Origin of the sequence: Pseudomonas sp. MF6755, from assembly GCF_016405635.1 — a bacterium.
In the GTDB taxonomy this organism is placed as follows: Bacteria; Pseudomonadota; Gammaproteobacteria; order Pseudomonadales; family Pseudomonadaceae; genus Aquipseudomonas; species Aquipseudomonas haemolytica.
Window position 1 is genome coordinate 174,388 of record NZ_JAEKDA010000003.1, and the last position, 25,171, is coordinate 199,558.

Annotated in this window: 20 protein-coding genes; 4 read left to right on the forward strand and 16 right to left on the reverse strand. The window is 58.9% G+C overall.

Translation table 11 applies throughout. The annotated features are described in order from the left end of the window. Nucleotides 1-2: 2 nt before the first annotated feature. The 6 genes from JFT66_RS04945 to JFT66_RS04970 all read right to left on the reverse strand — a co-directional run bounded on the left by JFT66_RS04945 (nucleotide 3) and on the right by JFT66_RS04970 (nucleotide 7,876). Nucleotides 3-1,316, reverse strand: coding sequence for an HlyD family type I secretion periplasmic adaptor subunit (locus JFT66_RS04945; protein WP_198858884.1), 1,314 nt, complete (start codon nucleotides 1,314-1,316; stop codon nucleotides 3-5). Then, the gene (locus tag JFT66_RS04950; protein WP_198858885.1) at nucleotides 1,313-3,064 is read right to left on the reverse strand and encodes a type I secretion system permease/ATPase; all 1,752 of its coding nucleotides are present in this window, start codon (nucleotides 3,062-3,064) and stop codon (nucleotides 1,313-1,315) included. The genes JFT66_RS04945 and JFT66_RS04950 overlap by 4 nt, the downstream gene beginning before the upstream one ends. Nucleotides 3,065-3,167: 103 nt before the next feature. Further along, the gene (locus JFT66_RS04955; RefSeq protein WP_153839855.1) at nucleotides 3,168-3,536 is read right to left on the reverse strand and encodes a protease inhibitor Inh/omp19 family protein; all 369 of its coding nucleotides are present in this window, start codon (nucleotides 3,534-3,536) and stop codon (nucleotides 3,168-3,170) included. 46 nt (nucleotides 3,537-3,582) lie between these two features. Beyond that, nucleotides 3,583-5,031 carry a serralysin family metalloprotease gene (locus JFT66_RS04960; RefSeq protein WP_153839854.1) on the reverse strand — a complete coding sequence of 483 codons (1,449 nt, stop codon included), beginning with the start codon at nucleotides 5,029-5,031 and terminating at the stop codon, nucleotides 3,583-3,585. A 367-nt stretch (nucleotides 5,032-5,398) separates the two neighbouring features. Further along, nucleotides 5,399-6,502, reverse strand: coding sequence for a DmpA family aminopeptidase (locus JFT66_RS04965; RefSeq protein ID WP_034119536.1), 1,104 nt, complete (start codon nucleotides 6,500-6,502; stop codon nucleotides 5,399-5,401). A 9-nt stretch (nucleotides 6,503-6,511) separates the two neighbouring features. Beyond that, nucleotides 6,512-7,876 (reverse strand): APC family permease, encoded by a 1,365-nt coding sequence (locus tag JFT66_RS04970; protein WP_034119535.1) that lies wholly within the window; start codon nucleotides 7,874-7,876, stop codon nucleotides 6,512-6,514. Nucleotides 7,877-8,075: 199 nt separating this feature from the next. On the opposite strand from JFT66_RS04970, the gene JFT66_RS04975 reads away from it, so the two are divergent. Beyond that, on the forward strand, nucleotides 8,076-8,861 hold the full coding sequence (locus JFT66_RS04975) for a helix-turn-helix transcriptional regulator (RefSeq protein WP_153839851.1): 786 nt from the start codon (nucleotides 8,076-8,078) through the stop codon (nucleotides 8,859-8,861). Between the two features lie 2 nt (nucleotides 8,862-8,863). Here the strand turns inward: JFT66_RS04975 and JFT66_RS04980 are convergent, their stop codons facing one another. From JFT66_RS04980 to JFT66_RS05000, 5 genes are all read right to left on the reverse strand, one after another. Then, on the reverse strand, nucleotides 8,864-9,331 hold the full coding sequence (locus JFT66_RS04980; protein ID WP_153872006.1) for a M10 family metallopeptidase C-terminal domain-containing protein: 468 nt from the start codon (nucleotides 9,329-9,331) through the stop codon (nucleotides 8,864-8,866). Nucleotides 9,332-9,555: 224 nt separating this feature from the next. Next, nucleotides 9,556-10,635 (reverse strand): polyamine ABC transporter substrate-binding protein, encoded by a 1,080-nt coding sequence (locus JFT66_RS04985; RefSeq protein ID WP_198858886.1) that lies wholly within the window; start codon nucleotides 10,633-10,635, stop codon nucleotides 9,556-9,558. Nucleotides 10,636-10,695: 60 nt separating this feature from the next. Next, complete coding sequence (locus JFT66_RS04990) at nucleotides 10,696-11,037, reverse strand: cupin domain-containing protein (RefSeq protein WP_198858887.1); 342 nt, start codon at nucleotides 11,035-11,037, stop codon at nucleotides 10,696-10,698. Nucleotides 11,038-11,063: 26 nt separating this feature from the next. Further along, nucleotides 11,064-12,470, reverse strand: a complete 1,407-nt coding sequence (locus JFT66_RS04995; protein ID WP_198858888.1) for an NAD(P)/FAD-dependent oxidoreductase — start codon at nucleotides 12,468-12,470, stop codon at nucleotides 11,064-11,066. A 49-nt stretch (nucleotides 12,471-12,519) separates the two neighbouring features. After that, nucleotides 12,520-13,329 carry a helix-turn-helix transcriptional regulator gene (locus JFT66_RS05000; RefSeq protein ID WP_198858889.1) on the reverse strand — a complete coding sequence of 270 codons (810 nt, stop codon included), beginning with the start codon at nucleotides 13,327-13,329 and terminating at the stop codon, nucleotides 12,520-12,522. A gap of 257 nt (nucleotides 13,330-13,586) precedes the next feature. On the opposite strand from JFT66_RS05000, the gene JFT66_RS05005 reads away from it, so the two are divergent. Then, complete coding sequence (locus tag JFT66_RS05005; protein WP_198858890.1) at nucleotides 13,587-13,859, forward strand: DUF1652 domain-containing protein; 273 nt, start codon at nucleotides 13,587-13,589, stop codon at nucleotides 13,857-13,859. A gap of 69 nt (nucleotides 13,860-13,928) precedes the next feature. On the opposite strand, the gene JFT66_RS05010 is transcribed toward JFT66_RS05005, so the two are convergent. After that, nucleotides 13,929-16,385 carry a UvrD-helicase domain-containing protein gene (locus tag JFT66_RS05010; protein WP_198858891.1) on the reverse strand — a complete coding sequence of 819 codons (2,457 nt, stop codon included), beginning with the start codon at nucleotides 16,383-16,385 and terminating at the stop codon, nucleotides 13,929-13,931. 218 nt (nucleotides 16,386-16,603) lie between these two features. Between JFT66_RS05010 and JFT66_RS05015 the strand changes: the two genes are divergently transcribed. Then, on the forward strand, nucleotides 16,604-17,299 hold the full coding sequence (locus JFT66_RS05015; protein WP_198858892.1) for a pirin family protein: 696 nt from the start codon (nucleotides 16,604-16,606) through the stop codon (nucleotides 17,297-17,299). Nucleotides 17,300-17,365: 66 nt separating this feature from the next. Here the strand turns inward: JFT66_RS05015 and pgm are convergent, their stop codons facing one another. The 4 genes from pgm to JFT66_RS05035 all read right to left on the reverse strand — a co-directional run bounded on the left by pgm (nucleotide 17,366) and on the right by JFT66_RS05035 (nucleotide 23,711). Next, complete coding sequence (pgm, locus tag JFT66_RS05020; RefSeq protein WP_034119525.1) at nucleotides 17,366-19,009, reverse strand: phosphoglucomutase (alpha-D-glucose-1,6-bisphosphate-dependent); 1,644 nt, start codon at nucleotides 19,007-19,009, stop codon at nucleotides 17,366-17,368. Between the two features lie 104 nt (nucleotides 19,010-19,113). Continuing rightward, nucleotides 19,114-20,520, reverse strand: a complete 1,407-nt coding sequence (locus JFT66_RS05025) for an aminotransferase-like domain-containing protein (protein WP_198858893.1) — start codon at nucleotides 20,518-20,520, stop codon at nucleotides 19,114-19,116. Between the two features lie 36 nt (nucleotides 20,521-20,556). Beyond that, a complete protein-coding gene (locus JFT66_RS05030) occupies nucleotides 20,557-21,981 on the reverse strand; it encodes a hypothetical protein (protein WP_198858894.1) in 1,425 nt (474 codons plus the stop codon). A gap of 707 nt (nucleotides 21,982-22,688) precedes the next feature. After that, on the reverse strand, nucleotides 22,689-23,711 hold the full coding sequence (locus JFT66_RS05035; protein WP_153872010.1) for a zinc-dependent alcohol dehydrogenase family protein: 1,023 nt from the start codon (nucleotides 23,709-23,711) through the stop codon (nucleotides 22,689-22,691). 268 nt (nucleotides 23,712-23,979) lie between these two features. On the opposite strand from JFT66_RS05035, the gene JFT66_RS05040 reads away from it, so the two are divergent. Next, entirely contained in the window at nucleotides 23,980-24,894 is a 915-nt protein-coding gene (locus tag JFT66_RS05040) for a LysR family transcriptional regulator (RefSeq protein WP_034119522.1), read from the forward strand. Nucleotides 24,895-25,171 lie beyond the last annotated feature (277 nt).

The following is a 25,171-nucleotide window of genomic DNA, read 5'->3' on the forward strand; positions in this document are numbered from 1 at the left end:
GCTCATTCCTCAGTCAACGCGGAGCCGGCGCGATCCAGCAGCGGCTTGAACAGGTAATTGAGCAATGACCGCTCGCCCGTGCGCACGAACATCTCGGCGGGCATGCCGGGCTTGATCACCAAGCCGTGGAGTTTTTCCAGCGCCGCCTCGCTGACCGTGGTGCGCAGCACGTAATACGGCTGGCCGGTTTTTTCATCGAGCATCTGGTCAGCGGAAATCAGACTGACCTCGCCCGGCACCCGCGGCGTACGGCTCTGGTTGAAGGCGGTGAACAGGATGTCGACCGGCAAGTGCGTGCCGACCTTGTCCACCAGATGCACCGGCAGATGCCCTTCCACTTCCAGGCGTGTGCCCTGGGGCACGATCTCCAGCAGGGTTTCACCGGCGCGTACCACGGCGCCTTCGGTGTGCACGCTGAGGTTGACCGCGATGCCTTCGGCCGGCGCATTGATTTCGCTGTGTTGCAGGTTGAAACCGGCGGAAGTCAGTTGCTGCTCCAGGGTCAGGCTGCGCAGTTGCGCGTCGGCCAATTGGCTGCGTACTTCCTTTTGGTATTCCTCGCTGTGCTGCTGCAACTTGAGGCGCGATTCGAGGATGCTCTGCTCGATGCGCCCGCTTTCCCCGGCGTTCTGCGCCAGGTCCTGTTGCACCTGGGACAACTGACGCTGGTATTCCATCAGGCGGTTGCGCGGGATATAGCCGTTGTCGGCCAACGGTTGCAGGTTGCCGAGCTGATCGCGCAGCGATTGCGCCTGGGCGGTCAGGTCGCTGCGGGCACGGCGCATGCCGCCCAACTGTGAGGTGGCACCCTCGATGCTGGCACGAATACCGGCTTGTTCACGGGCGAAGGCGTCGCGGCGGCTGCTGAACAATTGGCGCTGGCCTTCCAGCACCAGCATCAGGGCAGGATCGGGATTGGCGCTCAGTTCAGCGGGAAAAGTGATGCTGGACAGGTTGTCACGCTCGCTCTGCCAGCGCGCCACGCTGGCCCAGGCCATGCGGTACTGGGCTTGCAGGGATTGCACATCGGCCTGGTTCTGGGTCTGGTCGAGACGGAACAGCGGCTGGCCTTGTTTGACCAACTCGCCCTCCTTCACCAGGATCCGACTGACCACGCCGGGGCTGAAGGTTTGCACGGCCTTGCGCTTGCCGGACACCACTACGGTGCCTTGTACCGGAATGCCTTGGTCCAACGGTGCGAGACTGGCCCAGAGGAAAAAACTGCCGGCACCGACAATGGTCAGCAGCCAGCCCATTTTTACGAAGAAGCCGGCGTTGCGCTCTTTAAAACGAGGTTCAACAGTAATGCTGCTCATGCGCCTGGATTCCTTCCGGCCTGGTACTGACGACTGAAGCTGACACCGGTTTTTTCTTTCGGCGCTTCCTGCTGCCCGGACAACGCCCGCAGCACTTCCTGGCTCGGCCCGAACGCCTGTAGATGGCCTTCACCGAGCACCAGCAACTTGTCGGCCTGGGCCAGCGCCGAGGATCGGTGGGTGACCAGCACCACGCTGCTGCCCTGGGCTTTCATCTGCATGATGGCGCTGGCCAGCGCGGCTTCGCCGACGGTGTCGAGGTTGGAGTTGGGTTCATCCAGCACGATCAGCCGCGGCCCGCCGTACAGGGCGCGAGCCAGGGCTACGCGTTGCTTCTGGCCGCCGGACAGGCCGCCGCCGCTGTCGCCCAACACGGTGTCGTAGCCTTGAGGCAGGCGCAGGATCAATTCATGTACCCCGGCCTGCTGCGCGGCCTTGACCACCAGCTCCGGGTCGGCCTCGCGAAAACGCGCGATGTTGTCGGCGATGCTGCCGCTGAACAGCTCGATATCCTGGGGCAAGTAGCCGATATGCGGGCCGAGGTCGTCGCGGTCCCAGCGGTGAATATCGGCGCCGTCCAGGCGCACGGTGCCGGCCAGGGTCGGCCAGACACCCACCAGCACGCGGGCCAGGGTGGACTTGCCCGAGCCCGACGCGCCCAGCACGCCGAGCACTTCGCCGGCTGCCAGGGTGAAGCTGACTTGATGCAAGGTCGCCATGCGCCGCCCTGGCGGGCCAGCGCTGATCTGCTCGAAACTGACCTGGCCCTTGGGGGCCGGCAACGCCATCTGCTCGACTTCCGGCGGGAACTCGCGCAGCAGTTCATCCAGGCGCTGGTAGGCCAGTTTGGCCGAGCTCCATTGCTTCCACACCGCGATCAACTGGTCGATGGGGCTGAGCACGCGGCCCATCAGGATGGAGCCGGCGATCATCATCCCGGCGGTCATCTGGCCCTTGATCACCAGGTAGGCGCCAAGGCCCAGCACCAGGGATTGCAGGCACAGGCGCAGGGATTTGCTCAGGGAGCTGATCACCGAACCGGTGTCGCTGGCCTTGTTCTGGAAGCCCAGGAATTGCGAATGCACCGCGAACCAGCGTTTGCGCAGCGCGCCGAGCATGCCCATGGCCTGGATCGTCTCGGCGTTGTGCAAGTGGCTGGTGGCCAACTGGGTCGACTGCTGGGAGAAGATACTCGCCTCGCCCAATGGCTTTTTAGTCAGGTATTCATTCAGGCAGGCCAGCGCAATCAACAGCACCGCGCCGACAGTGGCCAGCACGCCAAGCCACACGTTGAAGAGGAAAATCACGAACAGGTAGATCGGGAACCACGGCGCATCGAAAAACGCGAACAGCGCAGGCCCGGTGATGAATTGGCGGATAGCGGTCAGGTCGCCCAGGGATTGCCCGGCATGCCCCTGGCCGCGCTGCAGGTTGCGTTCAAATGCGGCCTTGTACACGCGCAAGTTGAAACGCCGCTCCAATTGGCTGCCGATGCGGATCACGACAAAACTGCGCACCACTTCCAGCAGCCCGATAAACGCAAAAAAGCCCACGACCATCAGCGTCAACATCACCAGGGTGGTTTCATTCTGGGAGGACAATACGCGGTCATATACTTGCAGCATGTAAATCGACGGCACCAGCATCAACAGATTAATCAATGCCGTGAAGCAGCCGACGCTGATCAAAATACTCTTGTATTCACCCAACGCCCTGAATAAGGGCGCAACCCCATGGGACTTCGCCATATTATTTAATCTTCCTTGCAGCGAATTGCGCGCAATAGTCACCCTTGCCCAAAAACAGGGCACGGCCAACTATTAAATCGAGTTATATGCTTATAACTTTTAACTAAGGTATTCGTTGCAGTACAACCACTTCACCGGTCTTAGTGCGAGCTTCATATTCACCTTCTTTCTGGCGATTCAGATGAGTAATACCGCTGCCTTCGGCATTCATCAGCCAGATACCGTCGGGGGTCGGTGACCAGGTCAACGGCTTTTCCCCCAGCCACTGCGCCACACACGCGATATCGCCTTCCAAGGCGTTGGCTTGCTCCAATAACTCCAGCGCGCACACCTTGCCCTGCTGCTTCAACTCCCAATGCCCGGCCAACTGGGCGGGGGTCGGTAATACCAGACTGCTAGCCATTGCGTGGGCTCCTGCCGACACGAACAACACCTGCGAAGCACAGGCGATCAAATGAGAAAAACGCGGCATTTTCTGCTCCATCCTGGAGCGCGGCGCCGGGGCGCCGCGCTTTACATCACGCCACGATGTCGCTGGCGACTGCCTGGCCAACGGTGGTGACGAGGAAATCCGCCCCGCCGTGCCCGGAGAAGTCGACGGCCAAGGTGCCCAGGTTGGTACCCGAGACATAGCTCAGCACAGCCTCGCCGGCATGCCCGGTGAATGCATTGACAAAGCTCAAGCCTGCACCTTTGGTAATGCCCGACAGGTCAATCTTGTCGGAACCCGAGGTGAAGTCAAAGATCTTGTCCGCAGCCGATCGCGTGGAGTCGGAAATGGCACCGTACACGAACGTGTCGTTGCCGGCGCCGCCCCACAGTTGGTCCGCACCGCCACCGCCGTAGATGAGGTCGTTACCGGCCCCGCCCTTGATGAGGTTGGCGACCTGGTTACCAATGATCAGATCGTTGCCCGCGCCACCAAAGGCGTTTTCGACGGTCACGCCCTTGGCGATGGACACGTTGCCCACCAGGCCGCCAACGTCGGAGAACGAGGTCTCATTGAGGTTGATCTTCTGGTTCTGGGTGAAGCCTGAGAAGTCCAGGGTGTCGTTGCCGCCACCGTCCCATACCGAGAACACCAGCTTGTCGGCATTGGATGTGGCGCTGAGGAAATCACGCCCGGTGTTGGAGTTGAACCCGTAGGTGGTGTCACCGGCGCGGGTGCTGTAGTTGGCACCATAGAGCTTCTGAATCGCGGCGATGTCGTCGATCAGTGGGCCTGAGGAGTAAGCCTCGACGCCACCTTTGCTGAAGTTCTGGTTGGTATTGCTCTCGCTCCAGTAACTCATGACGCTGTAGCCACGCGTGTCCTGTCCATAGTCCGCGTCTTTGTAGGAAGGGTTGCCGGTCCCGGCGTTGTAGTCGCCAGGGTGGTCCAGGCCCAGGGTGTGGCCGATTTCGTGGGTCAGGGTCTGACGGCCATAGTTGTTCAGGTCTGGCGTCTTGTTCGGCGTATAGCTGCTGTTGGTCAGGTACCAGGAGGTGCCATCAAGTCCGCTTTGATGGTACTTGTCGTTGGTGCCCGGCAGGTAGGCAAACGCCGCTGCGCCGTCCTGGCCGCCGCTGTAGTTGCCGAACGTCATGTGGAAGTCACCGCCCGAGGCTTTCTCGGTGAAGGTCACGTTGGCCACATCAGCCCAGGATTGCATGGCCAATACGGCCTGTGCTTTCTGCTGGGTGTTGAACTGGCTGAACCCGGTGATGCCATGTTTGTTCATGGTTGCCTGGGAAGCCGAGGTGAGAAACGTATAGGTCAGATCAATCTTGCCGTTGCCATCTACGTCCCGGTACGCGGCATTCTCGCGCAGCAGGTGGTCAGCCGCCTGGTCCACAGTGAACGACGGTTTACCGTTGACCGTCAGGTTGCCGCCGCGGTCATAAAGATGGCTGAAGCTATCGATTTGCGAGTAAGCAGTGCTGGCTTGCGCGGCAGATACAATAGCCTTGTCTTTTACTTTTGACATAAACGTACTTCCTTGTTTGCAAGTGCATCAGTCTTTGTTCGATAGGAACCTCGCGGGCGAGGATAGTCCTATCACTCACCTCTTTTGAAGGCGTAAGAAAACTGACACAACTTGAAATCTTTCGTCTACAACTATTTCCACAGGAAAAATGTGACGCAGGTTCAACTTGATGAAGTCGTACGCAGTGTTTACTGGGAACGCTTGCTTTTTGCCTGACCGGTTTGGCGCCGTCATATTTAAATATTAAATAGCAGTAAAGCCGCTCTAGTTGAGCGGCCACTTGAATAATGGATCCAATATATTGTCACGGTGTCATTAGCAACATTAAAGAGCCACTACTCGGACTATTAAAAGTACGTGCCCCCTATTACCGGGACATACTCCAGCCACACCTGTGCAGCGCGTGCAAAAGGCTCTCGCCGGCAAGGCCCGGGACCTTGACGCCCTCCTCCGTGCTCATGTCTTCACCGGCCAGGATAGCGTTGATGATCGCTTCTTCCACGGCCTCCGCGGCGGCGCTGAACAGCGGCGAGATATGATCGTTATTGACCATCCGCAACGGTGTGCTGAGTGGCAGATCCTTGCGCCCATAGTCTGCCGGCGGTAAATCGTGGTTACCGGTGGCAAAGGCCAGGAACAGGTCACCGCTGGAGTCCTCAGTGCCGCCACCGGTGCGCCCGATGCCGATGGATGCGCGCTGCGCCAGACGCTTGCATTGATGGGGCAGCAACGGTGCGTCCGTGGCAATAATCACCACGATGGAACCCATGCCGGGGGTACCACGCTCGGCGAAAGGCGAAGGGATGTCCATCAAGTGGCGCCCCACCGGGTAGCCATCGACCCGCAGTTCCTGGCGCTTGCCATGGTTGGCCTGCACCAGTACGCCAACGGTCCAGCCGCCCTGCTCCGCCGATAAACGTCGCGACGCGGTGCCGATACCGCCCTTGAATTCGTGGCAGATCATGCCGGTGCCGCCGCCCACGGCACCTTCCTGCACCGGCCCGGTTTCAGCCTGGTCCAAGGCCTGGCGCACATGCTCAGGTTGCACATGCTGGCCCCAGATATCGTTGAGCAGGCCGTCATAGGTCTCCATGACCACCGGCATGCACCAGTACACCGCAGGGTCCGCCAGGCGCTCACGCTCCAGGGCGATCAAGGTGTCACGCACGATCCCGATGCTGTGGGTGTTGGTTATGGCCATCGGCGTGGTCAACAGCCCTGCCTCGCTGATCCACTCGAGGCCGGTAGCGTCGCCGTTGCCATTGAGCACGTGGTAACCGGCGAAACACGGTTGATGCCGTGCCTCCCCGGCACGCGGCTGGATCAGCGTGACACCGGTACGCACCTGCTTGCCGTCGACACGGGTCTTGAGCGTGCTGTGACCCACGCGTACCCCGGGAACATCGGTGATGGCATTCAATTCGCCGGGCGTGCCCAGCCCCAACGTGATACCCAATTGACGTGCACGCATACCCACTCCTTACAATTTCTGGAACGCCGGACTCAGCCGGCCACTGATGCAATACAAAATCACCGACAGGGCCAGCAAGCCGATGATAATCATGATGTCGCGCACCGACGCCTCGAGGATCAAGGTCACCAGCAGATAACCCGCGCCGAGCACCGCCAGCAAGGCCGGCAGCGGCCACAACGGCATGCGATAGGGATGCTCGCGATCACGCAGCAGCACCCGGCTCATCAGCGCGCTCAACGCCACCACCAGGTACACCAGCATGATCAGCAAAACGCTGAACGAAGTCAGGTCGGCCAGGTTCGAGCTAAAGCTCAACAGCGCCGAAGGAATCGCCAGGAACAGCGTCGCCAGCCAAGGCGAATCCCAGCGTGGGTGAATACGCGTGAACAGCTTGTTGATGCTCGGCGTCCACAGCGCATCGCGACCACTGCTGAACACCACCCGGCCAATCTGGATGACGATGGCGACAATGGCGTTGAACACCGACAGGAAGATCCCGGCGCTGACCAGGCGCGACAGGGTTTCATTGCCGTGACTGGTCAGCAGGTAGCCGATGGGATCAGGGCTGCTGATCATCGCACTGAGGGACGGCGCGCCAATCAACAAGGCCGTGATCGGCACCAGCTCGATCACCACCACCAAACCCAGGGACCACAACACCGCCTTGTGCACGCCCTTGCCGCCGCACTTCATGTCTTCGGCCAGCAACACCGCCGGGCCGTAGCCATTGAACGAGAACAGCCCGATGCCGACAGCGCCGATCACCAGGGCCCAGGGTGCCAGGTGCAACACGCCGTTTTCGACGATCTGCGGTTGGAACAATACGCTGGCCGGCTGCACAGGATTACCGAAGCCGATAAACACAATCACCAGCAACGCCGCTACTTCCAACAGCAGGCAGGTACCGGTGATCCAGGCATTGAGCTTGATATTGAGGATGCCTAGAGCATAGCTGCATACCACAATGACCAGGGCCACGGTCTGGGAGTCGAACTTCGTGCCCAGTGCGTTATTCAGGTATGTCGCTGCACCGGTGGCCAATACCGGCGGGATAAACAGCAACATCACCAGCACGGTCAAGAACGTGGCGTAGCCGGCCATGCCGCCAAACACGCGCTTGGCATACACGTACTCGCCACCGGCACTGTTATGGGCGCGGCCGAGTTCGGCGTAACAAAAGGCGAACATCAACGCGAGCAACGCGGCCATCACAAACGCCAGGAACACACCGCTGCCCGCCTGCTGAATGGCAAACGGGGCGATCACGAATACGGAACTGGCCGGCGTCACCGCGGAAACGGTAATGGCCACTACATCAAAGACGCTCAGGGTGGGCTTGAGCACGCCATCGGGCGCGGGGGTAGCGCTCATATCGTTATCCTCTGTCGTTGTTTTTGGTGTGAGGCAGAAACGAAAAATGATGATTTTCCGGGATATGCTTCCCGGTGAATAATCGCGACGTTATCGGCTGGAAGCCTATCGGCCAATTCCCCTATTGGCGTACTCCCCTTGACGGTGCCCGCTAAAAGCCGAACCCTTGGCCGATCTTTTGAGGGTAGGAGGCAGTGACATGAGCCTGTTCAGGGAAATCGGCATGCATGCGGGGTTGGGCCGCACCCTGTCACAGATCGGCACCGAGCGTTTCTGGAAACAGTTGGTGTTGTTGCTACATCAATGCCTGCCCTTCGATAACGCCCTGGCGATTTTCTACCCGCTGGACGGCCCACCCCAGGCCCTGGAAGAGTACGACGCCCAGCCGAGCAGCAAACCGGCGTCGATGCTGGTGTACCTCAACGGCTTGTACCTGCTCGACCCGTTCTACCAGGCGTGCCGCGAGAACTACGCCAGCGGCGTGTATCGCCTGGAGGAAGTGGCGCCGGACCATTTCCGCCAGAGTGAATACTTCCTCAATTACTTCCATGACAACGTGCTGGAAGACGAGGTGCAATTGATCCTGCAATTGCCCGGCGCGGGGACGCTGTCACTGTCACTGGGCATGCAGCGGCGCTTCAGCTTTGAGGAAGCCGGGTTGCTGACCACGCTGGCCGCCTGGGTGCTCCCGCTGATGCAACAGCATTGGCAGCAAAGCAACCAGCGCGCACCGGCGATGGACAGCCAGATCAGAGACGCATTGAGCCATTTCGGTTGTGGCGTGCTGTCGGAACGCGAACTGGAAATCGCCCGCCTGGTACTGCGGGGGTTCTCCTCCAAGGCCATGGCCGAACGCCTGAAGATCTCGCCAGACACCGTAAAAGTGCACCGCAGGCACTTGTACGCCAAGCTGGATATTTCGTCACAGCCCGAGCTGTTTTCATTGTTTATCCAGTCGTTGGGGCATGATCTGGAGAACCCGTAGGTTTAATCCGAATGAAAGAAGTTAATATGCTCCGGCAATAGATTTACACCATCAACGCGCACGGAAAAGTTCGGCCCTTGCGAACTGACCTTGATGTTCAAGGTGCTGACACCAAACTCGTGGGTCAATTGCACGTCACCCACGTCCACCGGTGGGCCTGGCTGTATATTGATGGCCGCTATGTTGCTATCTTTCAATACTGACGACACATCAATTTCATCTTCCTTCGGATTGAAATTCAAGATGATGTCCGGGTCATCGCTGAGAGAGTCGGTGCTTTTTTCATATTTGAATTTATTTTCACCTTGGCGGCCCACCAGTTGGTCAGCGCCACCGCCGCCGATAAGCACCGAGGGCTCGCCGCGGTTGGCTTCCAGGCGCTCGCGCTGGTCTGTGCCGCGTAAAGTGGGAGGGCTGTTTTCTGGGTAGGTCCAGGTACCGCCAGTTGGAAGGGTTTGTATAGAGGACATATAAGTCACCTTTCAGGAAGTAAGTTGAAAGTGTTACGTATTGGAGATCGGAATCTCTCACACGGCGAATAACACTTTCCACCCTGAATAGTTGACATTAAATGTACAAAATATGACGCCATTATCAACTCAAGCTAATCCGCCAGTCACTGATAGGCACCCGAACGTCAGGAAAGCTGGCTCAGCTTGTAACCAGCCACCTTGCAACTGCAGTCATCGGTTAACTAGTGCCCCGTGCGAATGGTGTTCCACACCCGCGTGCGAATCCGGTCGATATTCAAGGGCATGGCTTGCAGCGCAAACAACTTCCCCATCATTTCCGGGCTCGGATACACCTTGGTATCGGCCTTGATCGCCGGGTCCACCAGGCTATCGGCAGCGGCGTTGCCATTGGCGTAATGCACGTGGTTGGTGATGCTGGCCATGATTTGCGGGCGCAACAGGTAATTCATGAAGGCATAACCGGCGTGTTCATTCGGCGCGTCGGCAGGCATGGCAACCATGTCGAACCAGATCGCCGCGCCCTCCTTGGGAATGTTGTAGCCAATGTTTATGCCGTTATTGGCTTCCTTGGCGCGGCTTTCGGCCTGCAGGATGTCGCCTGAAAAACCGACGGCCACGCAGATATCACCATTGGCCAAGTCGGCGGTGTATTTCGAGGAGTGGAAGTACGCAACGTAAGGCCGCACGCTCATCAACAGGTCTTCGGCTTTCTTGTAGTCCTCGGCCTTTCTGCTGTGGTGCGGCAAGCCCAGGTAATTCAGCGCTGCCGGCAGCAGTTCCGGGCCGTTGTCGAGAATCGCCACCCCGCACTTCTTCAGCTTGGCCATGTTTTCCGGCTTGAAGATCAAGTCCCATGAGTCTACCGGCGCGTTGTCGCCTAATACCGCCTTGACCTTGTCAATGTTGTAGCCAATGCCGGTGCTGCCCCATAGGTACGGGAACCCGTGCTCGTTGCCCGGGTCGTTGTTTTCCACAGCCTTGAGCAGCACCGGGTTGAGGTTCTTCCAGTTCGGCAACTGGCTCTTGTCGAGCTTCTTCAGGGCGCCGCCCTGGATCTGCCGAGCCATGAAATGGTTGGAGGGGAAGACCACGTCGTAGCCGGATTTACCGGTCATCAACTTGCCGTCGAGGGTTTCGTTGCTGTCGAACACGTCGTAGGTGAAACCGATGCCGGTTTCTTTCTGGAAATTCCTGGTGGTATCCGGCGCAATATAGTCCGACCAGTTGTAGATCTTCACGGTCTCGGCAGCCTGGCTGATAGAGGCGACCAACATCAGGGGCAACAGGGCAATAGCTTTCATGGTTCGATTTCCTGGCGGTTTTTGGGCTGTTTTTATGGCAGGCGATCAAGGATCAAAGCGTTACAGAATCAATACGTAGGTCTTGCGCACGGTTTCCTGGATATTCCAGATACCGGTGCTGTTGGCCGGCAACATCAGCGCATCACCGGCTTGTATGTGAACGATTTCTCCGTTGTCAGGCGTAAAAGTGCAGCGCCCCTGGATGAAATGGCAGAACTCCTGGGATTTGATCTGCCGCCGCCAGCGCCCCGGGGTGCATTCCCAGATGCCGGTCTCGACGCCATCATTGCGCTCCACGCTCAAGGTCGAGGCCACGGCGATGGGCTCGCCCAATGGCACGGCCACCGGTGATGAGTCCGGCAAATGGGTGTGAAGCGTGTCTTTGAATTGAGTGATGCTCATGGGTTTTCCCGTGTGAATGGAGCGACTTAGTGCATGAACCCTTCCATGATCCCGGCGATACTGGTCGCCAACCGGCGGCGCCAGGGCGCGGTGTTGGGGTTGGCCAATACCTGGTCCTCATGGACAAAACTGCGGATGATCGCGTTGTAGCCCAGCCAGCGGCACGGCTCCGGTTCCCAGGCCTTCAGCGCGCGCAGGCTGCGCTCGCGTATCACCCAGGGTTGGTGGACCCGTGGCGTGTCCAGGCCCAGGATCAGGTCGGCCAGGGTGCGGCCGCCGAGGTTGGTGGCACCTACGCCCTCCCCGCCATACCCGCCAGAAAGCGCGATACCGGTTTTGTGGTCGCAGAGCATATGAGGTCTGAAATTGCGCGACATACCGAGATTGCCGCCCCATGAATGGGTAATTCTTGTGTTCTTCAACTGTGGGAAGAGCTCACCGAACAGGTAGCGACGCAGCTCCACTTCGTTGTCGGTCAAATCAAAGTTATGACGCAGCTTGCCGGCGAATTGGTAGCCACCACGGGCACCGAACACCAAACGATTGTCCGCCGTGCGCTGGCCATAGGTAACTTGCCGACTGCTCTCGCCAAAGGCCTGGCCGTGATCGAGACCGATTTCATCCCATGTGCTGGCAGGCAATGGTTCGGTGGCGACAATCAAGCTCTGCACTGGCAACTGGTAGCGGCCCAGGGGCGGCAACGTATTGGCGTAGCCTTCGACAGCGGGCACTACCCAGGCAGTGCGTACGCTGGCCTTGGCGGTACGCAGGCTGCCGGACTGCCAATGGGTCACAGGGCTGTTTTCGTAAATGGTCACGCCCAGGTTTTCAACGGCCCGTGCCAGACCGCGCACCAGTTTGGCCGGGTTGATGGTTGCAACGTGGGGCGTGTAGATACCGCCATACGGCTTGGCGATACGGATTTGTTCGGCCAATTGCTGCGGGCTGAGCCAGCGATAGTCGTCTTCAGTCAGACCCTGAGCGTACAACTTGGCCAGGTACTGCCGCAGGCTCACCTCCTGCTCCGGGTAGCGTGCGGCGCAATACAGGGCACCGCCTTTGCGGTAGTCGCAGTCCATGCCTTCACGGGCCAGTACCTGCGCCACTTCATCAGGAATGCCGTGCAGCAGGTCAAACGAGGCGCGCCGCTGTTGCGGTGAAAGGCCGGCCAGCAGGCGGTCTTCCCCCAGCAAATTGCCCATCAGCCAGCCACCGTTGCGACCGGAGGCGCCAAATCCGGCAGTTTGCGCTTCGATGATCGCGATTTTCAGCTCGGGGGCCTGGCGTTTCAGGTAATAGGCGGTCCACAGCCCGGTGTAGCCGGCGCCGATAATGGCCACGTTGACGTCCAGGTCATGCTCCAGGGCCGGCCGCGCTTGCAGCGGGTCGTCCAACTGGTCCATCCATAAACTGATAGTGCGCCATGCCGGCATGCCCGTTTCCCCTACTCCGTTTCGATAGGGTCGATCCTAGAGCGCGGCGTCAGGGGCTGTCTTGCGCGCGTGCACGCAGGGAAATTTGTTTGAGGTAGGCCTTGGGCGACTGGCCGGTGTGCTGGCGGAACGCGCTGTAGAACGCCGACAGTGAATTGAAGCCAGCGGCAAACGCCAGGTCATCGACTTTGATGGGCGGTGTGGCGCTGTCCAGCGCGGCCAATAGATGCTGGAGCCGCGCCTGGTTGACGTAGCGGTAGAAGCTCTGCCCCAGCACCTGGTTCAGCAGGTAGGACATCTGATTGCGGCTGTAGCCGCATTCCTTGGCCACTCGTTGCAAGTCCAGTTCCGGGTCAAGATAGGGTTGCCGTGATTCGAAGTATTGCTGCAGGTCCTTGGCCATATGCCCCAGTTGCTGGGGCGACAAGCCCAGGCGACTGACGGTAGGACGCGTCGATTGGGCAGGCTGCTCATGCACCAGGGACGCGTACTCGTTTACCCGCCAGATTAGCCCGTCGCGCACCGTAATGGCCTCACTGGTTCGAAACGACACAAGGCCCTGGCCGCCGCGCAAGGTGATGCGGTACTGGATAAACGCCGTATCGCCATCGGCGCGGATGCGGTCGGTGTGTTCAATCGCCTCGTCCGCCTCGCGGGGCATGCTGGCTTGCAAGTACTCGCGCAGCTCGGCGTAACCCACCACACGGTTCTGGAAGAAGTCGTGGTACTGGATCTCGGGATGGTAGTAGGCCATGACGCCGTCCAGATCGCGATGGCGCCAGCACAGGTGATGGTGCAAGACCAATTCGCCGGTGGCTTGAGTGTTCTGACAGTCATCGTCTGGGGCGATGTCGGGCATATAGGGCTCTGCGGCGAGGAAAACGCTTGAGAGTGCCGAATTTCACCCGGCCCTTCAATAGGCAGTTTGATCGTCTGACTAATGGCCTTTTGCCTAATTTTCCGTAGGACATGACCCACATCAAAATTAGCGAAAAGAACCGCCGAACGGGGCCAAAAAATTCACCTTGTGCTTGCGAACGAATGCTACTTTGAAGTTCTTCGACGTCATGACCAACGACGGTCGTGACCCCTGCCGCGAGCTAAAGGAAGCGCTCAATGACCAAGGTGGGCAACATGAACAAAGTGACTTTTCCCAACGCCTGCCAGCTGATGCGCTGGCATTTTCATCCAATCGGCTTCGAGGGGAGTATGGACGCCCCCGGCAGCATGGTCGCCCGCCTGTTCGACCGAGCCAGCGGCGAGACATTGATCGCCATCGCTGGCATCCCTTGCTCCACGGTGATGAACGCCGCCGATGTGGAGCGCATCATCGAGGCGGTAGAGGATGAGCTGGAGAGTTTTGTGCCGCCGTTGTCGTTGCGGGCCTGAACTTTCCCACCTGCAATGAAGATCCAGAAATATGAGAGGGGCTTGCCCCCTCCCACATTCAGCCCTGTGTCAGGTTGAGACTCGGCGCTGGTCATCGAAGAACGCTTTCTTGCCGTCTACCCGTTCAGATGCCCTCGGCACATTCACGCCCTGGCCCTCCGGCTTTTCCACGTACCAGTAGCAGTGGCTGACCGCCCGGGTTATGCCGACGTAGGCAAGGCGCAGTACTTCGTCCTTTTGCGCGTTGTCGTACGGCTCGCTGTCACCCTCCTTGCCCAGGCCGGCCATGCGGTAAATCTGGTTCTTATAGGGCGAGCTGGTGAGATGCTGGCAGTCCCCTAGCAAAAATACTGCATCCGCCTGCAAGCCCTTGGCGCTGTGGTAGGTCAGTTGTTTGAGCCTGCGCTCATGCTCCGGCAAGCTAGAATCCACATTAACAACAGACTGAATATGCTCTTGAATCAATAACTTATCGCTACTTTTTCGATAGAGCATCAACACTGTCTCGCCCCTTTGATAGTGCTCCGACAACCGCAGCCCAAGCGCCGCGTCGTCGCGCTCCAGCACTGTGACAGGCAGCAACGTCTTTGGCGCGCCACTGGCCTTGGCCTTCTTGCCGGGGATCGCCGGCGCGCTACGCACGATATGTTCGGCCGCATCGATGATGTGCTGATGGCTGCGGTAGTTCTCGCCGAGCATTACGCGAGTGGTGCTCGGCGATACAAATTCCTTGTTGAACTCCATAAAGTACTTGGGCGAGCTGCCGCGCCAGCCATAGATCGATTGCCAGTCGTCTCCCACGCACAACAAGGATGAGCGTTGCGCACCGCGCCCGACGTGCATCGCCGGGCCGCGACTACGGATTTCCCGCAGGCTGGCGCGGATCCACGACACGATCTGCGGCGATACATCCTGGAATTCGTCAATCATCAGGTGCGACATCGGCCGTAGCAGCGGATCGCTGAGCAGCTTGAGGTTTTCCGGGGTGTTTTCACCAAACAGGGAGAACATCCGGTTGTAGGTCATGATCGGCGGTGATTGATCCAGCAGGTGGTCTTCCAGGGCCTTCCAGAAAATGCTCAGGGCTTCAAAGAAAAACCGATCCGGGTCGTCCTTGGCGAAGCGCATTTGGCTGACCGCCGTGGGTACGTCCAACCCAAGGTTTTCGATAAACCCGGCAGCCATGACGAAACTGTCCAACAGCGGCGCCGAGGCCAGTTCGCCCTTGACCTTGTAATCAAAGCCCGGCCCGGCCGTAGCATCACCGGCCAGGCTGCTGAGGAGGCGCTTTGAAGACTCATAACTATCTAACCATATCAAAGGCTTATGACAGAAAGCTTGAAACAGGGTGCGCTTTACCGCCCATTCTGCACGCACTGAAAGCTTCGAGTTCGGCCGACTGATCTGGGCGTTTTCCCGCGCATCAAAACCCAGTACCACCCAGGCACCCAGCTCCGGGATATAGCCATGGCAATGAAATTGCGCGCCATTGATTTCAAACGTCTGGCGCCCAGGCTCTATGCCCTTGATCGGCCAGGCACCGGCGCGAAACCACAGGTCTTCGATCACATCGCACAACTCGTCATCGCGTTTGGCCGCTAACTCAGTCACGGCCATGCGTTTTTGCACGTCCGGATGATCGCGCTCCAGTTCCTTTAGCTGCAAGCCATGGCGGGCCAACGGCGCAATCAACTCGCGGAACCGCTCATGGCGACCATGCAGGCGGTGGTAACAGGCATTCATCTGTTGACGCTGGGCATCGCTGATACGCAGGTCGAAGGGGTTGCTGTCGGCGTCTTCAAAGCCTGCGCTGAGATTTTCAAAGGCTTGCAGCCGCTCGAAGCCCGGCAAGCTGCGCACCATCGGCAGAATGCGCGAGTGAAAGGTACGGACCACGGCCTGGGCTTCTTTCATACCAAGGGGTTGGCCCCACAGACTTAGAATTTCCATGAGTTTGTGAATGAAGTCTTTGCGCGACTCGCGGGTGAACGTCACCACCGTCATCGAACTCAGCTCAAAGCCCAGGTAATGCGTGAGCAAGAGGATGCGCAGTACCAGCGAGGTGGATTTACCGGCGCCAGCACCGGCGATCACCGAGGTCGAGGGCGTGTCGCTGAAGATCATCTTCCACTGCGCGGCACTCGGCTGCGCATGCGCCGGCAGCAAGTGCGCGACATCCGCCTTCATGCGTTTCTTCACCTCAGGCGTGAGTGGCAACCGCCAATCGTCAAACAGGCTGTCATCCACACCCGGCGCACGGTGTTCATCCGGGCGGAAGTCGCGAATCAACAGGACCTGCCGACCCTCTTCGAGACCATCGGCCTTGCCCTCGCGGTAGCCATATTCCACACCCGCCTCATGCCCACTGCGGAAACCATCAGCTTGGCCATGCAACCAGGAAAACCGGTGCTGCGCACGCAAGCGGGTAAGGCCGTGGCCGAACAGGCGAGCAGCAAGCCGCTTCAACAGGGGCATTTCAGTCAAGGGACGCAGTTCAGGGGGCAGATCAGGCTTTTGTTGCGGCACGCGGACTCCTGCGATGAGCTTGGCTTTGACAAGGGCGCCATGGTCGCCGGAATTGGCGCTCAGTTCCAGCCAAATGCTTTGCTGTCATGCAGTTAGGCGATGAAGTGAAAGTCAGTACAGGATTAAACAATCGAATTAATGGATAGGAATCCAGCAGTTTTTACGCTTTTTATCGATCATGCGCTGTTGGATGATAGCTCCATCAACAGGAGACGATCATGCTTGAACTTCGACCTTTCAACACCTTGGGCGGCGCCCATCATGGCTGGCTTGACGCCCATCACCACTTTTCATTCGCCGAATACCACGACCCCGAGCGTATGCACTGGGGCAACCTGCGGGTATGGAACGACGATATCATCGGGCCGGGCACCGGCTTCCCTCAGCACCCGCACCGTGACATGGAGATCATCACCTACGTGCGTGAAGGGGCTATCAGCCATGCCGACAACCTGGGCAACAAAGGTCGCACCGAGGCCGGCGACGTACAAGTGATGAGCGCGGGCACCGGGATTGCCCACAGCGAATACAACCTGGAGGCCACACCAACCAAGATCTTCCAGATCTGGATCATCCCAAATGAAGCTGGCTTGCCGCCGTCCTGGGGTGCCAAACCGTTTCCACAAGGCAATCGCGAGGGTTTTGTGACATTGGCCAGCGGAAAGGCCGGCGACAGTGAAAGCCTGCGCATTCGTGCCGATGCGCGCTTGGTGGCAGCCAATCTGAAAGCAGGGGAAAGCGCCGAGTACCGGCTGGACAGTGGGCGTCGGGCGTACCTGGTGCCGGCCACGGGCGTGATTGAAGTCAATGGGGTGCGGGCACAGGCTCGAGATGGCGTGGCGGTTGAGGATGAGCAGGTGTTGCGGGTGACGGCGATTGAGGACAGTGAGATCGTATTGGTCGACCTGGCCTGATCTCAAGCCCTCCAGGCCTCTAATGTGGAAGGGGACTTGCCCCCTCCCACAGTGTGTACGGCCTGGTTACTGGCTGATTGCACCGTCTACCAACACCTGCGCCTCTTCCACCAGTTGCTTGAGGTGATCTTCGCCGATAAAGCTCTCGGCGTAGATCTTGTAGATGTCTTCAGTGCCCGATGGCCGTGCGGCAAACCAGCCGTTTTCGGTCATGACTTTCAAACCGCCAATTGCCTGGTTGTTGCCAGGTGCATGGCTGAGTATTTGCTGGATGCTCTCCCCGGCCAATTGCGTGGACGTCACCTGCTCCGGCGAGAGTTTACCCAACAGGGCTTTTTGCGCCGGGGTCGCCTTGGCATCGACGCGGATGGCAAACGGCTCACCCAACGCGTCGGTCAGGCCGCGATAGATCTGGCTTGGGTCCTGGCCTTTGCGCGAGGTCATTTCCGCCGCCAGCAAGGCTGGGATCAGGCCGTCTTTGTCGGTGCTCCATACCGTGCCGTCCTTGCGCAGGAACGAGGCACCGGCGCTTTCTTCGCCGCCGAAACCCAACGAGCCTTCGAACAAGCCATCGGCAAACCATTTGAAGCCCACCGGCACTTCGTACAAACGACGGCCGATACGCGCCGCGACGCGATCTATCAGGCCGCTGCTGACCACGGTCTTGCCCACGGCAGCATCGGCGCGCCACTCAGGACGGTTCTGGAACAGATAGTCGATGGACACCGCCAGGTAGTTATTCGGCGCCAACAGGCCACCGGACGGCGTAACGATACCGTGACGGTCGTGGTCCGGGTCGCAGGCAAACGCGACGTCGAAGCGTTCCTTGAGGCCGATCAGGCCCTGCATGGCGTAGCTGGAGGACGGATCCATGCGAATCTGGCCGTCCCAGTCGACGCTCATGAAACGGAAGGTGGAGTCGACTTCAGTGTTTACCACCTCAAGGTTCAGACGGTAGTGCTCGGCAATCGCCGACCAATAGCGCACCCCTGCTCCGCCCAATGGGTCGACGCCCAGGCGCAAGCCGGCGCTGCGGATTGCGTCCATGTCGATCACATTGATCAGGTCAGCCACATAGCTGTTGAGGTAGTCATGGCGGTGAGTGGTGTCCGCCTTGAGCGCCTGGGCGTGGGTGACGCGCTTGACCCCGGCCAGCTTGTTGGCGAGCAACTCGTTGGCCTTGGCTTCGATCCACTTGGTGACGTGGGTATCGGCCGGACCACCGTTAGGCGGGTTGTACTTGTAGCCGCCACTTTGCGGTGGGTTGTGGGACGGCGTAATCACAATGCCGTCCGCCAGGCCGCTCGTACGGCCACGGTTGTAGCAGATGATGGCGTGGGAAATCGCTGGGGTCGGCGTGTACTCATCGCCTTCAGCCAACATGACGTGTACGCCATTGGCGGCCAGTACTTCCAAGGCACTCGCGCCGGCAGGTGTCGACAGTGCGTGGGTGTCCAGGCCTACGAACAGCGGACCATCGATACCTTGGGCTTCTCGGTACAGGCAGATGGCCTGGCTGATCGCAAGCACATGCCATTCGTTGAAGCTCAGCTCAAACGAGCTGCCACGGTGCCCGGAGGTACCAAAGGCCACACGCTGGGTGGAGATCGCTGCATCAGGCTGGCCGGTGTAATAGGCCGTGACCAGTCGCGGGATGTCCACCAGCAACTGGGCTGGCGCCGGTTTGCCCGCAAAAGGACTGATAGTCATGCATAAACCTCGTAAAGAAGGATTCGGAAAAAATGACAGTTTACTGGGACTTGGACTACTTCGCGACGGTATCGATCCTACAGGCGAGAGACAAATTTCAAACACTAGCCAGTTTGCGACTGGAGCAGTGCATGAGCCAACGTATCCAGGGTGATATCCAGGTTGGGATGGCCCGTGAACGTATGACTCACACGCATATGCTGGTGGTGCAAGCCACTGAGGCTGAACAACTCGCCCGGGGCGATAATCACCTGTTGCGTGAGCATGCTCTGGAAGACCAGGCGCATATCCACTGGCGCCACCGACTCTAACCAGAAACTCGCCCCCGCGACGGGCATTCGGTAGCTCACGCGGCCAGCCATGCGCGCCTCCAGCCACAGGCTCATGGCTTGCGCTTGTTCTTGCAGGTGCTGGCGCAATGTCTGCAAGTGCTGGTCAAAGCGCCCGCTCTGGTAGAGCCGGGCAATGGCGCGCTGGCGGATTGACGATAAACGAAACGAGCGCAGTAGAAACTGACGTTGCAATTCACTGCCTATCTGATGTGACAGCAGATAACCAAAGGGCGCCTCCGGGCCCAATACCTTCTCGAACGAGGAGAACACGATCAGGCGCTCTGGGTTGACGAGGTTACGCAGGGCCGCCTGGGACGGGGTGTAGCTCAGTTCGCCAAAGGTGTCGTCCTCCAGCAGCCAACAACCGTATTGGTCGAGCAGATGCGCCACCTGCAGGCGCTCCGGAACCGATAAAGCCGCGCCCGACGGCATACTGATCACTGATGACAACAGCACCAGATGCACGGATTCGTGATGCAACAGGTGCTCGAATGTGGTCAGGTCGAAACTGCCGTCGGCGAACCACGGCAACTCGATCACCCGGACACCAGCGGTCTGCAACAAGCGCAAGACCAGGTAGTCACAGGGTGATTCAGTCACCACCACGGTGCCCTTGAGACCCAGGGCATCAATCAGTATTTCCAGTACGCCCCGCAAATCGGCGCCGATATATACCTCATCGGCCTGCCAACAGCGCGTGGGCGACGATGTATAACGCGCAGCCAACGCCGCACGAAGCTCCCAGACGCCGCAGGGTTGCGTCCAGGGTTGCAACTGGTGCGGATACTTGCGCACCAGTTGACGTTCCAGCGTCAGCAAGTCGCCATCGAGCGAGCCCAGCAACGCCGGTTCATCGCCACTGAGTACGACCATGCCCGGACGTCGCGCCGCCGCGTATAGCCGCTCGAGCAAGTCGGCGCCCGCCATGACTTGCGAGTTAGCCGCCACTGGCCAGGCGAAGTAGCCGGACTTGGCGACCGAGTAGATGCGCCCTTCCTTCTCCAGCAGCGAGTAAGCGTACTGGATCGTCGAGATTGACACGTTCAAGCGTGCCGACAACTGCCGCAGGGACGGCAGCTTGACCGGCGTCTGCAGGCTGATTTCGTTGATCAGGCTGATCATGTAGCGATACACCGCCTGGTAGGCAAAATCTGCCTGCCGCTCTCCTCGCAGGTTCATAGCTGTTCACCGGGCGGTTTAGGCCAGCACACGCGACTAGCTCCCCGACAACTGCGCAGTCCGTGCCTGGCAAGGCATGAAGCGCTGCTTGCTTGCCAGGATGCGACGGTCGATCTGAAGAGGCCGCTTGCGGTACACATGCTGCAATAGTGGCAGCGGCAATCCGCTGGTATCCACCAGCCACTGTTGTAACATTTCCGCAGCGGGTTTGCCTTGAAGCGCCTTGTGCAGTTCGGGGAGCGCCACCAGCATGCCAGGGTGACATTGACGCAGGAAACCCTCCAGTCGCTCGCCATGCTGAATGAAGGGCGCAAACAACAGGCAGGTTAATTGACTTTCGTCCAAACCAAAGAACTCTCGGGCATAGGTGGTTGCCAGGACACGCCCATCTTCACCGGACGCCTCAGCGATCAACGCCATGGGGATTTTCCTGCGGTGCATGTAGTCCATTGCCTGGCGAAAAAAGCTTTCGACGCCATGCTCATAGGAAAGCTCACGCAGACATTGGGCCTGCAGCCCGTGCAAGTGCGCCATGAGCAATGGATTGGGGTAGGCAGGATGGCTGAAGTGAAAATCAAACGGGTCCGGCTGGCACGCCAGGAAGTCGGTCAGCAACGTTGCCTGGGGCACATCCACATCGTCGAGCAGGTCAGCAATACCGATATAGGCCAGATGACGGTGCCCACCCCGACCTGGCCCCTCAGTGCCCACATAATGTTCGCCATAAAGGTCACGGTAACAAGCGACACTCCACTCCTCCATACGCGTAAATAACCCATTGAGCGACACCGGCTTGCCGGGTGCGAAGTCGAGAGCGGTTGCCAATGCAGTCTTCTTCAGCCAGGCAAGGTATTGGCTTTGCTGGCGTGGCGAGTCGCCGCTGACCATGGCATGCACGCCGCCGTTCCATGTGGCGGCACGCTGGTAGAACTCGCCGAAGGCCAGGTAGGTATCGTTGCACAACGTTGCGCGGATATCCCCGGAGGTCAGATGCCCCAACATCAACATATTGCGCTGGCTGACCTGCCGCCCGGCAGCAGACGGAGGTCGCTGCGGATTAAAGGGCAGTACCTCCTGATTCTCCACCATCAACAGCTCGACTCTCGGGTCGTCATGGAAAAACAGCCTGCTATAGCCTTGGTTAATGCTGTCGAGGGTGGCCTGGGTCATGCCCGCATAGCGCAGGGTGGCAACCCGTAAGTGAAAAGTCTTAGGGGCCCGGCCCGCAATGGTCAGTTGTGCCGCCCGCAGCATCGCCAAGGTGTAACTGCTGACCTCGCCACCGCCGTGGGCGATCAGCACTTTATAATTACCCACTTGTTCCATGCCACCGGCTGCGACCACAATTCGTTGGACCAACAATTGGAGCACTGTTCGTTCGGTGCGCGTAAAGTGCCCGACCAAACGCTGCAAAACTTGCTGGTAAACATAGTTCATGGCTTGCTCATGAATTGCGCTCATCATTCTACTACCTGAGTTGAAGTATCAGTTTCAAGCAACTATCAACATTAATTGCTCGACCCATTAAATCTGTAGGGAGGGTGTCGTCCGTTGCACAGCGCGCAGTGAGTTCAACATTAGCACCTTGCAACAAAACCACTGGCGATGCGTGGCAGCGCTCTTAGGGCTCCGCCCAAGCAAATCGCGCTGCCGAGCCATATCTAAACGGCGCGGCCAGCAGGCCTAGGAACAGCCCTACAACTTCCTACACTATTCCAACTAACAAACTAAGGACGCATCTGACAAAAGTTAATCGCCCACTTTAGTCGCGTCCGCGCGAAACAATAGGGCGCTTTGCGTGCACTATCCGGGTGGCCGGATACGCCTCGCTTAGTTTCTTCGGAACGTGGCAAAAATCTCAGACATTTAATCATTGCTCAATCCTTGAGATGACAGTGAAGGCACAATTATCGGCACTCAAATAATGATTAACAGATACAGAAGATCGCCTGAAACCCGTTCAGATGCGCCCGATCACAAACATTAATCGCGCCCACACAACAGCGCCGCACTGGATTTCAGGGCGGCTTAAGGAAAAAAGGTATTGTTTGCAGGGGCAGAATGCTCTTGCGGCGGCTCAACCCTGGCGCGGGTTAAGCCCTGTCAAATGGCGCATTTGCCTCATCGGCCCAGGCGCCAGCGTATTCATTTGCGAATACTCCTACAGCTCAAACAGCTTCAACCTGCAATGCGACACGCTCGCGGCACGGGCATTCGTCCATGTAGCGATGCGCTTCGACGAACTGACTGAACGGAAATACCGTGGTTTTCAGTGGGACGAGCACACGATCGGCTGTCAGTTGGTTGATATCACGCAACGCGCGCTGCAATGCTACCTGGTCCTGGATGATGCCCAGTTCCGGCTTGCCGGTGAAGTTGCCGATACAGTGCACAAAGAACTGGATGTTCTTCTGGAACGCCGCACAAGCCGGAAATGGCGTTTGGTTGCCGCCTTGCAGGCCATACAGCACCAGGCTGCCGCGAGGCGCCAAGACATCGCCGAGCAACGACATCTGCGGGCCACCCAGGCCATCGAACACTACGTCGACGCCCCGGTTGTCGGTGAACTTGTTGATCTGCATCAGCAGGTCTTGCTCTTCGGTGACGATAACTTTTTCAGCCCCGAGGGACAGTAGATATTCGCGTTCAGAACTGTCCTTGGTGGCAGCAATCACTCGCACACCCAGGGCCTTGCCCAGTTGTACAAACGAGGGGCCGGCACAGTGGCTGGCATCGGTCACCAGGGCAAACTGCCCGGGCTTGACCCGCGCCAGGTCCATGTAGGCAAAGTACGCAATCAGCAGCGGCGTGTAATGCACACTGGCTTCAATCGGGCTCAGGACATCCGGGTAACGGGTCAAGGCCGAACGTGGCAAGACTATCTGCTCGCCATACACCGGGTAATCATTAGGGCTTTCGGCTGGAAAACTGGCCACCTTATCGCCCACTGCCAAGTCATCCACGCCATCGCCGAGGGCAATAACGACCCCCGCCATCTCATGGCCAAGGCCGGAGGGCAAGCGTGCATGGGAAGACGCCAGGTTCTGGCGCCAGAGAATGTCGTACCAGCTGATGCCAATCGCTTCGACACGCACCTGCACTTCGCCCGGTGCGGGCTGCGCGGCTGCATGCTCTTCGCATTTGAGCACCTCGGCCGGACCAAACTTGTGAAAACGGATCGTGCGGGACATCGCAAACCTCGTCAAAGTAACCTCTAATGCCATGAACTTTATCTGGGCTTTTCAGCTAAGGCCACCGGTCGCCATTAATAGTCGACATGCCTGTCATTGATTCCGCGAAGGGGGAACAGACCTCAACTATCGTAGGAAAAATCAATTAGCCGGTGCAGAGTACCAGCCTTTCCCCGTAAGATTCATGCCGGTCATGCTTCTCAATCGAACCTTGGAGGTTCCTGTGTGACCGCTCACGTCAAGTTTGCTGACTCTTCCAGGACACAAGATGAACCGTAACGACCTGCGTCGTGTCGACCTTAACCTCTTGATCGTATTCGAAACCTTGATGCATGAGCGCAGTGTGACCCGCGCCGCCGAGAAATTGTTCCTCGGCCAGCCTGCCATCAGCGCGGCGTTGTCGCGCCTGCGTGGGTTGTTCGATGACCCGCTGTTTGTGCGCACCGGGCGCAGCATGGAACCCACAGCGCGCGCCGTGGAAATCTTCGCCCTGCTCTCCCCGGCCCTGGACTCGATTTCCACCGCCGTCAGCCGCGCCGCCGAATTCGACCCGGCCACCAGCACTGCCGTGTTTAGGATCGGCCTGTCCGATGACGTGGAATTCGCCCTGCTGCCGCAACTGCTCAAACGCCTGCGCGCAGAAGCCCCGGGCATTGTGCTGGTGGTGCGCCGCGTCAACTACATCCTGATGCCCGGCCTTCTCGCTTCCGGTGAAATCTCTATCGGCGTCAGCTACACCGCCGACCTGCCAGCCAACGCCAAACGCAAGGTGCTGCGCCGCAGCCTGCCTAAATTGCTGCGTGCCGATAGCGTGCCCGGCTCACTGAGCCTGGACGACTTCTGCTCGCGCCCCCATGCATTGGTGTCGTTTGCGGGGGACTTGAGTGGGTTTATTGATGAAGAGCTGGAAAAGCTTGATCGCAAACGTCACGTCGTACTGGCGGTGCCGCAGTTCAACGGGCTGGGCACGCTGTTGGCGGGCACCGACATCCTGGCTACCGTACCGGATTATGCCGCCGAGGCGCTGACTTCGGCCGGAGGCCTGCGCGCCGAAGACCCGCCACTGCCGGTGCGTTCATTTGAACTGCACATGGCGTGGCGTGGGTCACAGGATAATGACCCGGGGGAGCGGTGGTTGAGGTCGCGGATTCAGATGTTTTTTGGCGATCCTGAGAGTCTTTAGGCGTCCTCTGGCAGGCTGTTCATCTGATCTTTTTTGCCTTTTTCACAAACCGTGGAGCTCCATTCACTTCCAGTGGATTGCTACATTGGGGGCACATCTGAGGGCATGCTTTGGATGGTTTGAAAAGAATGCCCCCAGCCTGAGGCCAAGCAGGCTAATGATGAGGATGGCTGGACCGAGGGAGATATGAACTCTCGGCCCTACCCTGTATCAATGGCCGAGCCGTAGTGAGCGCACCACCCACCACGCTGAACAAATGCGTGCAAATGTAAAATTA

What these genes read in the sequence shown, in the direction of transcription:
- JFT66_RS05005 (WP_198858890.1), top strand. Translation starts at nt 13,587, where the DNA reads ATGACCAAGGTGGGCAACATGAACAAAGTGACTTTTCCCAACGCCTGC.
- JFT66_RS05035 (WP_153872010.1), bottom strand. Translation starts at nt 23,711, where the DNA reads ATGTCCCGCACGATCCGTTTTCACAAGTTTGGTCCGGCCGAGGTGCTC.
- JFT66_RS05000 (WP_198858889.1), bottom strand. Translation starts at nt 13,329, where the DNA reads ATGCCCGACATCGCCCCAGACGATGACTGTCAGAACACTCAAGCCACC.
- JFT66_RS05025 (WP_198858893.1), bottom strand. Translation starts at nt 20,520, where the DNA reads ATGAACCTGCGAGGAGAGCGGCAGGCAGATTTTGCCTACCAGGCGGTG.
- JFT66_RS05015 (WP_198858892.1), top strand. Translation starts at nt 16,604, where the DNA reads ATGCTTGAACTTCGACCTTTCAACACCTTGGGCGGCGCCCATCATGGC.
- JFT66_RS04970 (WP_034119535.1), bottom strand. Translation starts at nt 7,876, where the DNA reads ATGAGCGCTACCCCCGCGCCCGATGGCGTGCTCAAGCCCACCCTGAGC.
- JFT66_RS04960 (WP_153839854.1), bottom strand. Translation starts at nt 5,031, where the DNA reads ATGTCAAAAGTAAAAGACAAGGCTATTGTATCTGCCGCGCAAGCCAGC.
- JFT66_RS04990 (WP_198858887.1), bottom strand. Translation starts at nt 11,037, where the DNA reads ATGAGCATCACTCAATTCAAAGACACGCTTCACACCCATTTGCCGGAC.
- JFT66_RS04965 (WP_034119536.1), bottom strand. Translation starts at nt 6,502, where the DNA reads ATGCGTGCACGTCAATTGGGTATCACGTTGGGGCTGGGCACGCCCGGC.
- JFT66_RS04955 (WP_153839855.1), bottom strand. Translation starts at nt 3,536, where the DNA reads ATGCCGCGTTTTTCTCATTTGATCGCCTGTGCTTCGCAGGTGTTGTTC.
- JFT66_RS04945 (WP_198858884.1), bottom strand. Translation starts at nt 1,316, where the DNA reads ATGAGCAGCATTACTGTTGAACCTCGTTTTAAAGAGCGCAACGCCGGC.
- JFT66_RS04985 (WP_198858886.1), bottom strand. Translation starts at nt 10,635, where the DNA reads ATGAAAGCTATTGCCCTGTTGCCCCTGATGTTGGTCGCCTCTATCAGC.
- JFT66_RS05040 (WP_034119522.1), top strand. Translation starts at nt 23,980, where the DNA reads ATGAACCGTAACGACCTGCGTCGTGTCGACCTTAACCTCTTGATCGTA.
- JFT66_RS04950 (WP_198858885.1), bottom strand. Translation starts at nt 3,064, where the DNA reads ATGGCGAAGTCCCATGGGGTTGCGCCCTTATTCAGGGCGTTGGGTGAA.
- JFT66_RS04975 (WP_153839851.1), top strand. Translation starts at nt 8,076, where the DNA reads ATGAGCCTGTTCAGGGAAATCGGCATGCATGCGGGGTTGGGCCGCACC.
- JFT66_RS05030 (WP_198858894.1), bottom strand. Translation starts at nt 21,981, where the DNA reads ATGAGCGCAATTCATGAGCAAGCCATGAACTATGTTTACCAGCAAGTT.
- pgm (WP_034119525.1), bottom strand. Translation starts at nt 19,009, where the DNA reads ATGACTATCAGTCCTTTTGCGGGCAAACCGGCGCCAGCCCAGTTGCTG.
- JFT66_RS04980 (WP_153872006.1), bottom strand. Translation starts at nt 9,331, where the DNA reads ATGTCCTCTATACAAACCCTTCCAACTGGCGGTACCTGGACCTACCCA.
- JFT66_RS04995 (WP_198858888.1), bottom strand. Translation starts at nt 12,470, where the DNA reads ATGCCGGCATGGCGCACTATCAGTTTATGGATGGACCAGTTGGACGAC.